Annotated in this window: 12 protein-coding genes; 6 read left to right on the forward strand and 6 right to left on the reverse strand. The window is 63.3% G+C overall.

All coding sequences use genetic code 11. The annotated features are described in order from the left end of the window. Positions 1-64 precede the first annotated feature (64 nt). The gene (locus EOC94_RS09705; protein ID WP_126107262.1) at positions 65-1,828 is read right to left on the reverse strand and encodes an ABC transporter ATP-binding protein; all 1,764 of its coding nucleotides are present in this window, start codon (positions 1,826-1,828) and stop codon (positions 65-67) included. Between the two features lie 317 nt (positions 1,829-2,145). On the opposite strand from EOC94_RS09705, the gene EOC94_RS09710 reads away from it, so the two are divergent. The 3 genes from EOC94_RS09710 (at position 2,146) to EOC94_RS09720 (ending at position 4,872) form a co-directional block, all read left to right on the forward strand. Then, on the forward strand, positions 2,146-3,432 hold the full coding sequence (locus tag EOC94_RS09710; protein WP_127290082.1) for an amidohydrolase family protein: 1,287 nt from the start codon (positions 2,146-2,148) through the stop codon (positions 3,430-3,432). 120 nt (positions 3,433-3,552) lie between these two features. Further along, positions 3,553-3,804, forward strand: a complete 252-nt coding sequence (locus EOC94_RS09715; RefSeq protein ID WP_127205404.1) for a hypothetical protein — start codon at positions 3,553-3,555, stop codon at positions 3,802-3,804. A gap of 147 nt (positions 3,805-3,951) precedes the next feature. Beyond that, complete coding sequence (locus tag EOC94_RS09720; protein ID WP_127205403.1) at positions 3,952-4,872, forward strand: DMT family transporter; 921 nt, start codon at positions 3,952-3,954, stop codon at positions 4,870-4,872. A gap of 11 nt (positions 4,873-4,883) precedes the next feature. On the opposite strand, the gene EOC94_RS09725 is transcribed toward EOC94_RS09720, so the two are convergent. After that, positions 4,884-5,786, reverse strand: a complete 903-nt coding sequence (locus EOC94_RS09725) for a phosphotransferase family protein (protein ID WP_127290084.1) — start codon at positions 5,784-5,786, stop codon at positions 4,884-4,886. A gap of 160 nt (positions 5,787-5,946) precedes the next feature. Here EOC94_RS09725 and EOC94_RS09730 point away from each other — a divergent pair, with 160 nt between their 5' ends. Next, positions 5,947-6,579: a class I SAM-dependent methyltransferase gene (locus EOC94_RS09730; RefSeq protein WP_127290086.1), complete on the forward strand. Its 633-nt coding sequence runs from the start codon at positions 5,947-5,949 to the stop codon at positions 6,577-6,579. A 1-nt stretch (position 6,580) separates the two neighbouring features. Here the strand turns inward: EOC94_RS09730 and EOC94_RS09735 are convergent, their stop codons facing one another. Together EOC94_RS09735 and EOC94_RS09740 are read right to left on the reverse strand one after the other, a co-directional pair. Continuing rightward, complete coding sequence (locus tag EOC94_RS09735; RefSeq protein WP_127290088.1) at positions 6,581-9,034, reverse strand: FAD-dependent oxidoreductase; 2,454 nt, start codon at positions 9,032-9,034, stop codon at positions 6,581-6,583. Then, on the reverse strand, positions 9,031-9,915 hold the full coding sequence (locus tag EOC94_RS09740; RefSeq protein WP_095483010.1) for a phosphotransferase family protein: 885 nt from the start codon (positions 9,913-9,915) through the stop codon (positions 9,031-9,033). Before EOC94_RS09740 ends, EOC94_RS09735 begins: the two co-directional genes overlap by 4 nt. A 435-nt stretch (positions 9,916-10,350) precedes the next feature. On the opposite strand from EOC94_RS09740, the gene EOC94_RS09745 reads away from it, so the two are divergent. Further along, the gene (locus tag EOC94_RS09745) at positions 10,351-11,127 is read left to right on the forward strand and encodes a DeoR/GlpR family DNA-binding transcription regulator (RefSeq protein WP_127290090.1); all 777 of its coding nucleotides are present in this window, start codon (positions 10,351-10,353) and stop codon (positions 11,125-11,127) included. Here the strand turns inward: EOC94_RS09745 and EOC94_RS09750 are convergent. Both EOC94_RS09750 and EOC94_RS09755 read right to left on the reverse strand, forming a co-directional pair. After that, on the reverse strand, positions 11,124-12,041 hold the full coding sequence (locus tag EOC94_RS09750; protein ID WP_127205398.1) for an NAD(P)/FAD-dependent oxidoreductase: 918 nt from the start codon (positions 12,039-12,041) through the stop codon (positions 11,124-11,126). The two genes, EOC94_RS09745 and EOC94_RS09750, sit on opposite strands and share 4 nt — an antisense overlap. Continuing rightward, on the reverse strand, positions 12,031-12,480 hold the full coding sequence (locus tag EOC94_RS09755) for an Rrf2 family transcriptional regulator (protein WP_127290092.1): 450 nt from the start codon (positions 12,478-12,480) through the stop codon (positions 12,031-12,033). Before EOC94_RS09755 ends, EOC94_RS09750 begins: the two co-directional genes overlap by 11 nt. An 85-nt stretch (positions 12,481-12,565) precedes the next feature. Here EOC94_RS09755 and EOC94_RS09760 point away from each other — a divergent pair, with 85 nt between their 5' ends. After that, positions 12,566-13,492 carry a LysR family transcriptional regulator gene (locus EOC94_RS09760; protein ID WP_095483006.1) on the forward strand — a complete coding sequence of 309 codons (927 nt, stop codon included), beginning with the start codon at positions 12,566-12,568 and terminating at the stop codon, positions 13,490-13,492. The last annotated feature ends 68 nt before the right edge of the window (positions 13,493-13,560 follow it).

A 13,560-nucleotide genomic window follows, 5' to 3' on the forward strand; every position in this document is an offset into this window, starting at 1 on the left:
CTCAACCGTCTCGGCGCTGCGCGCCGATCCACCTTCTCCCACAAGGGGAGAAGGGAACAGAGCGCTACGGCATCAACTGGTATTCATAAAGCTTCTGGTAGAGGCCGCCTTGCCTGAGCAGCGTCCGGTGCGGGCCGCTTTCCACCACTTTGCCGGCTTCCAGAACCACGATCGTGTCGGCCTGGTGCACGGTCGACAGCCGGTGGGCGATGACGATGGTGGTGCGCCCGACCGTCAGCTGCTGTAGCGCGTCGCGAAACAGCGCCTCGGATTCGGCATCGAGCGCGCTGGTCGCCTCGTCCAGCAGCAGGATCTCCGCGTTGCGCAGCATGGCGCGCGCGATTGAGATACGCTGGCGCTGGCCGCCGGAAAGCAGCGCGCCGTTCTCGCCGACCTCCGTGTCGTAGCCTTTCGCCATGGCGGTGATGAAATTGTGGGCGTTGGCTGCCTTGGCGGCGGCGATCACGTCCTCGTCGGGCGCGTCCTGCCGCCCGAGACGGATGTTGTGCATCACCGTGCCGGCAAACAGGAACGTGTCCTGGCTCACATAGGCGATCTTCTGCCGCAGTGAGGCGAGTGTGGCGTGCGCAATGTCCTGGCCATCGAACAGCACCTTGCCGCTCTGCGGGTCGTACATACGCATGATCAGGTTGAGGATGGTCGACTTGCCGCCGCCCGATGGCCCGACCAGCGCCGTCATCTTGCCTGCCGCCAGGGTCAGGTCGAACCCTTCGAACACCGGCGGGCTTTCCGGATAGGCAAAGCTAACATTGTCGAAACGGATTTCGCCCGGCCCCGGCCGCAGCGGCTTGGCGTCCGGCTTTTCGGCCAGCGTCAGCGGCCGGTCGGCGAGCTGGAACATCATGCGCACGCCGACGATGCCGGTTTCCAGCGAGATACGCACGCGGGCGAGGCGCTTTGCCGGTTCATAGGCAAGCAGCAGCGCCGCGATGAAGGCCATGATGTTGCCTGGCATCTGGCCCCCCTGCAGGACCAGAAGGCCGCTGACCAGGATGGCGCCGGATATCGCCAGTCCGGCAAGCGTTTCCATCACCGGGCTGGTGGCAGCCTCCAGTGTAGCAATGTTGTTGGCGCGGTTCTCGACATCCGACACCGCCTTGTGCATGCGCTTGCGCATCGCGCCTTCGAGACCGAACGATTTGACGACACGCACGCCGATTGCCGTTTCCTGCATCACCTGCACGATCTGGCCTAGCGAGCGGAATTCCTGCGCGGCGATCTTGCGGACGCGCTTCAGGATGCGGTTGACGCCGTAGATGGCTATGGGCCCGATGACGAAGCAGATCAGGGACAGCGCAGGCTGCTGCCAGACCATGACCGCCACCAGGACAACCAACGTCACCAGGTCGCGCACATAGGACGTGACGACGAGGTCGAGCACGCTGCGAGCGGCCTGTGCATTGTTGGTCATGCGGGTGATCAGGTCGGATGACGAGGTCGAATGGTAGAACTCGATGCCTTGCGCCAGGATGCGGTCGTAGATCTTGCGCTGCCGTTCGGCGATGATGCTGTTGCCGACGCGGCTCATGAAATAGGCTTGGACGAAATTGGCGATGCCCTTGGCGATGAAGATCGCGGCGACCGCCGCGGCAATCCAGTTGATGCGCTCGACTCTTTTGTAGATCACGAACTCATTGGTGATTTCGCGCAGAATCCAGGCGCTGGCGCCCGTCATGGCGGCCACCACCAGCATCGACAGTATGGCGGCGCCGTATCCAAACTTGTGCTGGTGAAAGGATTCCCTGATCAGCCTTACGATAAGGCGCCGGTTCTCTTCCGAGCGTTCGTCACCTTTGAGGAACTTCAAGTTCACACTGGATTTCCGTGGTTGCGAATGTGGCGTTGAGCCCGAAGCCGATCGCTGCGCCGCGACACACGATGCGGATTCGCCTCAATGGACGAAAGGCGGCTTATAGAGCGAGTTGTGGTCGGATGGAACTGTTCGCTGCCGCGGAAAGAAACGGCTGCGGCAACCTGTCTTTTGCTCCACGATGCACACGGCCCCGGAAATCGGATTCGATTTTCGCTGGGGATCATGCGCAAAATCAAAGTGCTGCAGCGTCCTTTGCGCGTCCAAGAGGACGCGCGGCGCTGTAACGTGATTCTGAAAGAGGACGACGACAGATGAATTTCGACCTTATCGTCCGCGGCGGCATGCTGCCCGACGGCACAATCGCCGACATCGGCATCATCGGCGAGACGATCGCGGCCATCGAGCCAGAGTTGAACGTCACCGCGGGCACGGCGATCGACGCCCATGGCAATCTGGTCTCGCCGCCCTTCGTTGATCCACATTTCCACATGGACGCCACGCTGTCCCTGGGAATCCCGCGCATCAACGCGTCTGGCACGTTGCTGGAAGGCATTTCGCTTTGGGGCGAATTGAAGCCGCTGCTGACGCATGAGGCGGTGCGCGACCGCGCCCTCGCCTATTGCGACTGGGCGGTGTCGATGGGTCTGCTCGCCATCCGCACCCATGTCGATGTCTGCGACGACCGCTTGCTGGCGGTTGAAGCCCTGCTCGACGTGAAGAAGACGGTCGCGCCCTATATCGACCTGCAACTGGTCGCCTTCCCGCAGGACGGGTTTTACCGCTCGCCGACGGCGCGCGGTAACACCATCAGGGCGCTCGACATGGGTGTCGACATCGTTGGGGGCATTCCGCATTTCGAGCGCACCATGGCCGACGGCACGCGGTCTGTGACGGAACTGTGCGAGATCGCGGCAAAGCGCGGCCTTATGGTCGACCTGCATTGCGACGAGACCGATGATCCGCTGTCGCGCCATATCGAGCAACTAGCCTATGAGACGCAACGCCTCGGCCTGCACGGCAGGGTCGCCGGCTCGCATCTCACTTCGATGCACTCAATGGACAATTACTATGTCTCGAAGCTGTTGCCGTTGATCGCCGAGGCCGGCGTCTCGGCGATCCCCAATCCGCTTATCAACATCATGCTGCAGGGCCGCCACGACACATTTCCCAAGCGCCGCGGCCTGACGCGGGTTAAGGAAATGCTTGCCCTCGGCATCCCCGTCGGCTGGGGCCAGGATTGCGTGCTCGACCCCTGGTATTCGCTGGGCACCGCCGACATGCTCGACGTCGCCTTCATGGGGCTTCACGTCGCCCAGATGTCGAGCCCGGCCGACATGGCGCGCTGCTTCGACATGGTCACCAATGTCAACGCCGCCATCATGGGCCTCGACCATCTCGGCCTGGCGGTCGGTAAGCGCGCCAGCCTCGTCGTCCTCGATGCCGGCGATCCGGTCGAGGCCTTGCGTCTGCGTCCCGAGCGCCTCTGCGTCATCGCCAGGGGCAAGGTGGTGGCCGAGCGGGCCAGGCAGGAAACGCGGCTCTCGATCGCAGGACGGCCAGGAACTGTGAACCGCAGGCATCGCCCGCCCATTTCATGACCAATAATGGCAGGCCCAATAGGACATTGAACCTGCATCAAGCCGCACGCCTCGATCAGATTGATAGGTCCCAACCTTAAGTCTACAATCAGGCTCCAGTTTTATGTCGAGGAGGACACCATGTGGCACAAGACGGCGATGGTGGTCGCGTTGGCGGCGATCTCAGGCTGCATGACGGCAGAAGACCGTCGTGCCGCGGACGAGGCGAAATGCCGGTCCTACGGCTTCGCCAGGAAGAATGATGCCTTCGCGGAATGCCTGCAGCGCATCGATCTCGCGCGGCGCGCGGAACTGAGAAGTGCGTCGGCTTTCGATCCCTGGGACCGGCCCGTGATCTATCGGCCGGTCATCCTTCGGCCACGGCCAAAGTAGGCCGTTCAAATCGGCGACTTTCAGTATAGGCCCAGCCGATTTCCGGCTCTGGTCTGGCCGGGTTCCTGATTTACGCTCGTCAAAGCGGCTGCTTGCGTCTACGACGCTGCTCACCGAGCTTTCATGCGGGAGGAAGCGACATCGGGCATGGCACAGCCAACAGCCCAGAATTCGACGATCAGGAACGTGCTTTTGGCTGGCATTCTGCTGATGCTGGCCGGCGATTTCCTGTTTGCGTTGAACGATGCGATGGGCAAATGGCTGGTCGCCAGCTTTTCCGTCGGCCAAGTCGTGCTGATCCGCTCGATCGGCGCCTTTTTCGTGCTCGGCCCGATGATCGCGCGTCAAGGTACGGCCAAGCTGTTCCGCATGGAACGACCTGAGCTGCAGGTCTTGCGCGTCGTCATGACGACGCTCGACACGGCGCTGTTTTACGCCGCCGTCGTCTATCTGCCGCTCGCCGACGTTATGAGCTTCTATATGGCGGGGCCGATCTACGTTGCGGCATTGTCCCACCTGCTGCTCGGTGAAAAGGTCGGCTGGCGCCGCTGGATGGCGATCCTGGTCGGCTTCTGCGGCGTGCTGATCATGCTCAAACCGTCCTCGGCCGCGTTTTCGCTGTCGTCGACCTTCGCGCTGGCCGGAAGCATTTCATTCGCCTTCGCCATCATCCTCAACCGGCGGCTGCGCGGCACCAGCGACACCTCGCTCGTGACCTGGCAGACCATCGGCACATTGCTGGTCGGCGCGGTGCTGACCATCGGCAACTGGCAGACGCCGTCCTCGCTCGACTTCGGCGCCATGCTGCTTCTCGGCATCGTCTCTTGCGGTGCGCATCTGATGATCACCAGGGCGCTGAAGCTAGCGCCCGCTTCGACGCTGGCGCCGCTGCATTACAGCCTGCTGCTGTGGGCCGTCATCTTCGGGCTGGCCTTCTTCGGCGACATGCCCGGCCCGCGCATCCTGATCGGCTCTGGGATCATCGTGCTGGCCGGCCTGTTCATCTTCCATCGCCAGAAGGTGGTCGACACCGTGCCGCCCGAAAACGTGCCGAAAGGCGTAAATTAGGTCCAGAGTACCTAACCTGCGCGCACCGCCGCCAGATGTCTTGAGAAGTCGGCCGTCTCCATCAGCGCCTTGCAGCGCGAAAAACGCCCGTCGGCATAGGCGCGGAAATCGTCGACCGGATTGCTATTGGCAAGCTGGATCAGTCCCCACAGCGTCCACAGCAGGTCGCACATTGCCTTGTAGATGACAACGCGGCCGCGCTCCGCCGGCGTTGGCTCGCCACCGAAATAGGCGAGCATCATCTCTTCCTCCTGCGCCGTATCAAACTGTCCTTCGACGCTGAGGTCGCCGAGATCCCAGAGCGGATCGTTCATGCCGGAATACTCCCAGTCGACGATCCACATCCTGTCGCCCGTATCGAGGAAGTTTTCGCACAGCGGATCGCAGTGGCAGGCGGCGAGGGGCAGGGGATGCGCGGCAAGGGCCGAGCGCACGGTTTCCGCCTCACGTACCACGTCGTGATAGCCGGTGGGCAGCGCGACGTCCTTGGTCGACAATACCTTCAGATAGTCGTCGATCATCGCAAAAAGCTCGAAGCGGAAGGGAAACACGGCGCCGGATGTATGCAATCTGCGGAAAGCTTCGCCGGCACGCGCCGGACTGCCCGGCCGGGTCCTGAATTTTTCCGGCGACATCGTCTCGGCTCCGACGACGAAACGCGTCATCATCACGCCTGTCTCGCCGTCGACATGCAGCACCTCGGGGCTGACGCCGGCCTTGGCGGCTTCCCGTGCCGCCACCGCCTCGTTGGCGCGGTTGATATACTCCTCTGTGCCCTTGCCGGGAATCCGGAGGCAGAGATCTCCAGCCCTGAAGACGAGGTTGGTGAGGCCGCCAAGCCGCTCCAGCGGTCCCTGGTAGGCGGCCAGCATTGGAATGGCTGCAAGCGCCGCGCGTGCTTCCTCGTCCACCATCGCTTTCCGCCCCCTTTCGCGTCTTTATTTGTGGCGACGACGGTTCCACAAATTTCACCGTTTGGCTATCATCGCCGGCATGCGATTCACTCCAGCGCCGTGCGTCCCTGTTGGACGCGCAAAGGTCGCTGCAGCACTTGATTTTGCGGATAGGACTGCGATGGCGGACAGGAAAAATGAGGGTGCGCTCGCCGCAGCCTATGCAGCGCAGCGGCCAGAGGAGGTGGCGGCGCTCTACGACCGCTGGTCCGACACCTACGACGCCGACATGTTGGCGGCCGGTTACCGCCATCCAACCATCTGCCTTGCCTTGCTTGCCCGCCATTTGCCGCGCGGCGCGGCACCGCTCCTCGATGCTGGGGCCGGAACCGGGCTGATTGGCGAATGGCTTGCCATCACAGGCTATCCGCACGTTGAGGCGCTCGACATATCTGCGGGCATGCTGGCCAAGGCCGAGCGCAAGGGCGTCTATTCGGCGCTTCACTGCCTGGCGCTCGGCGGGCCGCTGCCTTTCGCGGATAATGCCTATGCCGGGATCATATCGGCCGGCGTCTTCACCTCGGGCCATGTCGGCGCAGAGGGGCTGGACGAACTGATCCGCATCTGCCGGCCGGGCGGGGTGATCGTGCTGACGGTCAAGAACACGCTGTGGGACGCCGGCTTTTCCGCACGGATTGCCGACCTCGAGGCGAAGGGCATCGTCACGCGCGCCGAGGAGACGTCGCCCTATGTGTCCATGCCGGGCGAGGCGGACACTGTGCCCAGCCGCGGCCTCGTTCTGCGCGTGAGCTGATCTAGGCTCTGATCTTTTCTCCCGCCGGATCGTAAAGCGGCTCGAGGTGGATCTTTGCCGGCGTCCGCTCCATCGCGACCACCAGCTCGTAATCGCCAGAGGCGAGAAAATCGTCGCTGACGCCATCGGCGTTGCGCACGTAGCCATAGCCGATATTTTTGCCAATGGTGTAGCCATAGCCGCCGCTGGTCAGGTAGCCGACCGGCTCGTTGTTGCGCAATATCGTCTCGCGCCCGAGCAGCACGATCTCGCAATCGTCGACCGTAAAGCCGGCAAAGCGTTTTTTCGGTGCGGCGCCGCTGATGCTTTCCAGAGCCCGCCTGCCGAGGAAATCCGTGTTCTTTCTGAGTTTCACCGCCCAGCCGAGACCGGCCTCCTGCGGCGTGTCGTTGGGTGTGATGTCGGAGCCCCAGGCGCGGTAGCCTTTTTCCAGCCGTAGCGATTCCAGCGCCCGGTAACCGACCGGGCGGATGTTGTATGTCCTGCCTGCGGCCATCAGCGTGTCGAAAATCTCGCCCGTTGCCGCGATCGGCACATGCAGTTCCCAGCCAAGCTCGCCGACATAGGTGATGTGCAGCGCCCGGATGGTGTGGGTGGCAATGGAGATTTCCCGCACATGGCCGAACGGGAAAGCGGTGTTCGACACATCCGCATCGGTCACCGCAGCCAGCACGTCGCGCGCACGCGGTCCCATCAGCGACAGCGTGCCGAAATCCTCGGTGACATCGGTGAGCGTCACATCGAGTTCCTTGCCGACATGGTCGCCGATCCACGAGAAATCATGCGTCCTGAAACCGGTGCCGGTGACGACGTAGAACCGTTCTTCGCCGAGCCGCGCCACGGTCAAGTCGGCCTCGATGCCGCCGCGCGTGTTGAGAAGCTGCGTGTAGGTCAACCGGCCGACCGGCTTGCTGATGTCGTTGGCGCAGATCCAGTCGAGCGCCTTCAGCGCGTCCGCGCCGGTCATCTCGTATTTGGCGAAGGACGACTGGTCGAAGATGCCGACGCTCTCGCGCACGTGCCGGTGCTCGTCGCCAACGGCTGAAAACCAGTTCTGCCGGCCCATCGAATAGATGTCCTTTGGCTCGACACTTTCGGGCGCGAACCAGTTCGGCCGCTCCCAGCCGAGCTTCGAGCCGAACACAGCGCGGTGCTTTTGCAGCCGTTCATAGAGCGGCGACACGATCCGCGGCCGGCCCGTGACATACTCCTCATGCGGGAAGCCGATCGTGTAGTGCTTGCCATAGGCTTCCAGCGTGCGGTCGCGGACCCATTGCCGGTCGCGGTGCAGGTCGGAGAAGCGCCTGATATCGACCACCCACAGGTCGAATGGCGCCTCGCCGCCGACCACCCATTGCGCCAGCACCCAGCCGGCGCCGCCGCCCGCCGCGATGCCGAAGGCGTTGAAGCCGGCGCCGACGAACATGTTGGCGCATTCGGGCGCCACGCCGAGGATGAAATTGCCGTCGGGCGTGAAACTCTCCGGTCCGTTGATCATCTGCTTGACGCCGACGGTTTCGAGCGCCGGAATCCGCGCGATCGCCTGGTTCATATGCTGCTCGAAATGATCGTAATCGTCGTCGAACAGCCGGAACTCCCAGTCGTCAGGGACGTCGCCGCCGGGAAGATCGGTCGTCCAGGCTTGCGGGTTCGGCTCATAGCCGCCCATCACCAGCCCGCCGACCTCCTCCTTGAAATAGGTGCGGCGGTCGGGGTCGCGGATCGTCGGCGCATCGGTCGCCAACCCGTCGATCTTTTCGGTGATGATGTACTGGTGCTTCACCGGCTGCAGCGGCACGTTGATGCCGGCTAGCGCACCCACCTGCCGCGCCCATTGTCCGGCACAATTCACCACCTTGTCGCAGTCGATATCGCCCCTGTTGGTCTTAACCGCGGTGATGCGGCCATCCCTCGAGTCGAAGCCGGTGACGCGCACATCCTCGAACAGTCTGGCGCCATGCATGCGCGCGCCTTTGGCCAGCGACTGCGTGATGTCGGAAGGGCTTGCCTGGCCGTCGGTCGGCAGCCAGCTGGCACCGACGAGATCGCCTGTTTCCAGCAGCGGCCACATTGTCTTGACCTCGGCCGGTGACAGCAACTGCATGTCCATGCCAAAGCTTTTCGCCGTCGTCGCCAGCCTCTTATACTCGATCCAGCGGTCGGCATTGGTGGCGAGCCTGAGGCACCCGGTCATCTTCCAGCCGGTGGCCAACCCGGTTTCGGCCTCCAGCCCCTTGTAGAGATCGACCGAATATTTGAGCACCCGGGTGATGGAGGCCGACGAGCGCAACTGTCCGACCAGCCCCGCCGCATGCCACGTGGAGCCCGAAGTCAGCTTGCCCTGCTCCAAAAGCACGACATCGGCCTTGTGGTCACGCGCCAGATGATAGGCCGTCGAACAGCCGATGATGCCGCCGCCGATGACGACGATCTCGGCATGGGCGGGCAATGTCATGATTTTTGTCCGTATTTTGTTCTGTAGTTTTCCAGCGCGGCATCGAGCCGCGTCAGGTTTTCGTCGGTATAGGCGACATAGTCGATGCCGGGCGCGTCGAGATAAAGTTCAGAAACCATGCTCCACATCGCCTCGCGCAGCAGCGATGCGCATTGCATGGCCGCATGCGAGCGGCGGATCGCCTCGTCCGGCTCCTTCATGAAATAGGCGGTCAGAAAGGCGAAGGACTCCTCGTCGCTCATGCCGGCGTTCGAGGCGACGCCGGCAAGGTCGAACATCGCCGTGTTGAAACCGGCATATTCGAAATCGATCAGCCACAGCCTGTCGCCGTCGTCGAGAATATTAGCCGGCAAAAGATCATTGTGGCCAAAGACGATCGGCAGCAGTTTCTGCGCCCGTTCGAGCTCGTCCGCAAGCGTCAGCAACCGCGGCAATTCGCTTCGCATGCGGCTGCCGCCTTCCTCCAGCGTGCGCGCATAGTCGCGGATGACATGGAACACCCAGAACATGAAGCCGGCGCCGGAGACATGATTGGGCATCTCCCGATGAAAGCCGCGCATCAGGGCGGCGACGCGGCCGATATTGGCGCGCACATCCTCCGCGACAAAGGTCCTGGCGCCGAGATACTCTGTCACTATGATGCCGGACTCGGTATGGCGTACGGCCGGCCCAAAGCCGGCGGCGTGAGCTGCGCGCGCGGTCATCACCTCACGCTCGCGAAAGACATGGTGGAACGGAAAGTCCTGACCGAAGCGCACGACATGCCGCCCGGCCGCATCCTTGACCAGATAGTTGGCGTTGCTCAGGCCGCCCGGCAGCGGAGCGATCTCGATGCTGCCGGTCCAGCAGGGCAGCGCGCGGATGCGGTCCTCGGCGGTCACAGGTTCATCCCTCGTTGGGCGGGTTCAAGACGCCGCGGGCGAGACAAAGATGGCGGCCGGCAGGAGGGAGCAATGCGAAGATCTCGTCGGTGCGGGATGCCAGGATCGGTATCCCGCACCGCACCGACGAGCCCCTGTGCCGGGTTCTTCGACGCCGGCATCCGCCCCCGCGGATTCGAAAGAATTCCTATCCCTTGCCCCGGACGATTTTCCAGACGTTCGGGTAAGCGAATTTTGATGCGGCTCTGCCATCGTTCTCCCGTGGCCGTTCCGAGCCTATCACCTAGCTAGTGTCGCGCCATGTGATCTGGCTTGTCAACGAAAACTTGTGGCTTTTTCTGTCTTCTTGCCCGGATTCGCAAGGATTCCTTGTGTACTGTGGCGAATTTGCCTTAGAAGCGGTCAGCAGCGCAACAATCCGATTGGCGAAGCTCGATGGTCCATTCGAAGCGGCATGGCGAAATCCTGCGTCTCCTGCAGGAGGAGGGCACCGTCACTATCGCCAGCCTGGCCGACCGGCTGGGCGTCTCGCTGGAGACCGTGCGCCGCGACGTCAAGCCGCTGACCAGTGACGGTTCGATCCTGAAGATGCATGGCGCCGTCGGCCTGCCGTCGATGGCCGGCGAGGCGCCATTCGAGCGGCGCATGCGCGAGAATGCCGATGCCAAGCGCTCCATCGCCCGCATGGTTGCCGCCACCATTCGCGACGGCGAATCGATCATGCTCGACACCGGCACCACCACCTCTTTCCTCGCTCGCGAGCTGCTCGGCCACCGGCGGTTGACGGTAGTCACCAACTCCTCCGACATCGCCCGCACGCTGGCCACCGTCAACGGCAACAAGGTCTACATGGCCGGCGGCGAATTGCGCAGCGATTCGGGCGCAGCCTTCGGCGTCTCGGCCATTGAGTTCGTCAGCCGCTTTTCCGTCAATCATGCGGTGATCTCCACCGGTGCGGTCGATGCCGTCACGGGCGTCATGGACTATGATCTGGAAGAGGCGGAAATCGCCCGCATGGTGCTGTCGCGCGGCCAGCGCTCGCTCGTCATCACCGACCACACCAAGTTCGGCCGCCAAGGCCTGGTTCAGGTCTGCGGCTTCGAGGGTTTTTCCGAACTTGCGACCGACCGTTCTCCGCCGCGCGACATCGCCGCCGCTCTTGTCCAGGCGGGCGCACGGCTCAGCATTGCGGATGGCAAGATCGGAATCTAATCGAAAACCAGCGATTGGTGGGCGCATACGCCCGCGAAGGCTCCGCTCGATACGGCGAAGGCGATGTTGTGCATCGAACGTGCCGCATCTCCGGCGGCATAGACGCCGGGCACGGTCGTCTGCTGCCGGTCGTCGACGGTGATCACTGGGCCGAGGAAGCCTTCCGTGAAAGTACAGCCAAGCTGCTCGGCCAGCGGGCTCGCCATGGTGTTGCGCGGCGCGGTGAACAGCGCCTTGATGCCGGCTTTGCGGCCGTCTTCGAGACTGACGATCAGCCCGCCCGAACTATCCTTTTCCAGCCCCGCCACGCCGGCCGGCTCGAACCGTACGTTCCGCCTTTCCAGCGCAAGCATTTGTTCCGCGTCCGGCTCGAACATGCCGTTTGCGAACAGCGTGACGTCACCCCAGTCGGCGATCAATTGCGCCTGATGCACTGCCATCGGGCCGGTTGCCAGCACGCCAAGCGGCCCGCCGGCCACCTCGTAACCATGGCAATAAGGACAGTGCAGCACGCTCTTTCCCCAATGCTCGGCAAGCCCGGGGACATCCGGCAGGATATCGCGCACGCCGGTGGCAAGCACCAGCCGCGCCGCGCCGAATGTCTCGCCGCGATCAGTCATAATCTCGAAGCCGGAACCGGCGGCAGCGGCCTTGTTCGCCAATCCGACGACGACCCTGGCTGTCGGATAGGCCAGCAGCTGCCGTCTTGCGTCGTCCAGGATTGCGCCGGGCGCGCGCCCGTCCTGTCCCAGGAACCCGTGCGAATGTTCGGCAAAACGGTTACGCGGCTGGCCCGCGTCGATCACCAGGACGTTGCGCCGGGCCCGTCCTGCCTGGATGGCGGCGGACAGGCCGGCAAAGCTGCCGCCGACGACGATCAGATCATACTGCGTAGCTGGCAGATCATACTGCATGGCTGGTCACTCCAATCAACTCGTAACGGCGGTGGAAATCGGCGGCGAGATCGGCGAGCGTGATGCGACTGAGTTTTTCCGCCAGCAGCCTCTCGGCCTCGACGCGAAAATTATCGAGCGCCGCTATCACCGCTTGTTCGACAAGGCAGCCGGGACTTTCCGGCTCGGTGCCGAACGGCAGCAGCGTTTCGCCAAGGGCGGCGCTGATCTCGGCCAGCGAGATTTTCTCGGGCGCACGGCCAAGCTGCCAGCCGCCGCCATGGCCGCGCGACGAGGTGACGATGCCAGCGTCGCGCAAGCCAGCAATGGTCCGGCGGACGACGACCGGGTTCGTGTGGATGAATGTGGCGAGCTGCTCGGAGGTCAGCGCGTCCTCCTGCGTCTCGGCCATGTGGACGAGAATGTGCAGGGTCGAGGAAAGTCTGCTGTTTCGTTTCATGTAACTTACTTAGTTACGAGTCTCGCGGTCGTCAAGCGCCCGTCGCCCACTTCCCAGCGCCGCCTTCGCCGTGTTTAGTCCGGCCATGGCCTTCACCATCCGCCAATTGCAGTTCTTCATCGCCGTCGCCGAGCAAGGCACGGTGTCGGGTGCTGCGCAGAACCTGTCGATCTCGCAATCGTCGGTCACCGAAGCGATCAAGGAACTGGAACACGATCTCGGCGTCGAGCTGTTCGAGCGCCACCCGCGCGGCTTGAACATCACTCACAAGGGCCATCAGTTCCTGCGCCACGCGACAAAGATTCTTGCCGACGTTTCCGATGCGCGCCGCGCCTTCTTCGGCGAGCAAGCGGCCGCAGGCGGCCGGCTCCAGCTCGGTGTCACCTCGCTGGTCGCCGGCTATGTGCTGTCCGACCTTCTCGCCCGCTATCGACGTGCCTACCCGGGCGTTGAGGTCTCGGCCATCGAGGACAATGGCGATTACCTTGAGCACCTCCTGATCGGAGGCAAGCTCGACATCGCCGTCATGGTCACCTCGAACCTGCGCGATCGCACCGCGCTGCAATCGGAAATTCTCGAAGTCTCGGCCTACCGGCTATGGCTGCCGCTCGGCCACCCGCTGGCCGGCGCCGACATCATCGGCATTGGCGACATCGCCTCGGAGCCGCTGATCATGCTGACCGTCGACGAGATCGAGGAGAACACCGGAAAACTGCTGGCGGCGATCGGCGCCAAGCCGCATGTCGCCTTCCGCACCCGCTCTGTCGAGGCGGTGCGCAGCCTCGTCGCCACCGGCGCCGGTGTGGCGTTGTTGCCCGACCTCGTCTACCGGCCATGGTCGCTCGAAGGCGACCGCATCGAATCGCGCGATATTTCGGGCTCTTTGCCGGTGGTGCAGGTCGGCATGGTCTGGCGGCGCGGCTCCGGCCTGCCGCAGGCCGCACGCGACTTCATCGGGCTTGCCCAATCGCAGCGCATGGTCCGTCAGCGACCGGAGAAGATTGGCCGCTGATCTATCGGAAAAACCGATATCGCCTTTCTGATAAATGAATTTGCGAAACCGGAAATTTCGCAGCACCT

It is taken from the genome of Mesorhizobium sp. M6A.T.Ce.TU.016.01.1.1 (genome assembly GCF_003997065.1).
Taxonomy (GTDB): domain Bacteria; phylum Pseudomonadota; class Alphaproteobacteria; order Rhizobiales; family Rhizobiaceae; genus Mesorhizobium; species Mesorhizobium mediterraneum.

Coding starts and splice junctions, on each gene's coding strand:
- EOC94_RS09710 (WP_127290082.1), top strand. CDS start 2,146: ATGAATTTCGACCTTATCGTCCGCGGCGGCATGCTGCCCGACGGCACA.
- EOC94_RS09715 (WP_127205404.1), top strand. CDS start 3,553: ATGTGGCACAAGACGGCGATGGTGGTCGCGTTGGCGGCGATCTCAGGC.
- EOC94_RS09720 (WP_127205403.1), top strand. CDS start 3,952: ATGGCACAGCCAACAGCCCAGAATTCGACGATCAGGAACGTGCTTTTG.
- EOC94_RS09725 (WP_127290084.1), bottom strand. CDS start 5,786: ATGGTGGACGAGGAAGCACGCGCGGCGCTTGCAGCCATTCCAATGCTG.
- EOC94_RS09730 (WP_127290086.1), top strand. CDS start 5,947: ATGGCGGACAGGAAAAATGAGGGTGCGCTCGCCGCAGCCTATGCAGCG.
- EOC94_RS09735 (WP_127290088.1), bottom strand. CDS start 9,034: ATGACATTGCCCGCCCATGCCGAGATCGTCGTCATCGGCGGCGGCATC.
- EOC94_RS09745 (WP_127290090.1), top strand. CDS start 10,351: ATGGTCCATTCGAAGCGGCATGGCGAAATCCTGCGTCTCCTGCAGGAG.
- EOC94_RS09750 (WP_127205398.1), bottom strand. CDS start 12,041: ATGCAGTATGATCTGCCAGCTACGCAGTATGATCTGATCGTCGTCGGC.
- EOC94_RS09755 (WP_127290092.1), bottom strand. CDS start 12,480: ATGAAACGAAACAGCAGACTTTCCTCGACCCTGCACATTCTCGTCCAC.
- EOC94_RS09760 (WP_095483006.1), top strand. CDS start 12,566: ATGGCCTTCACCATCCGCCAATTGCAGTTCTTCATCGCCGTCGCCGAG.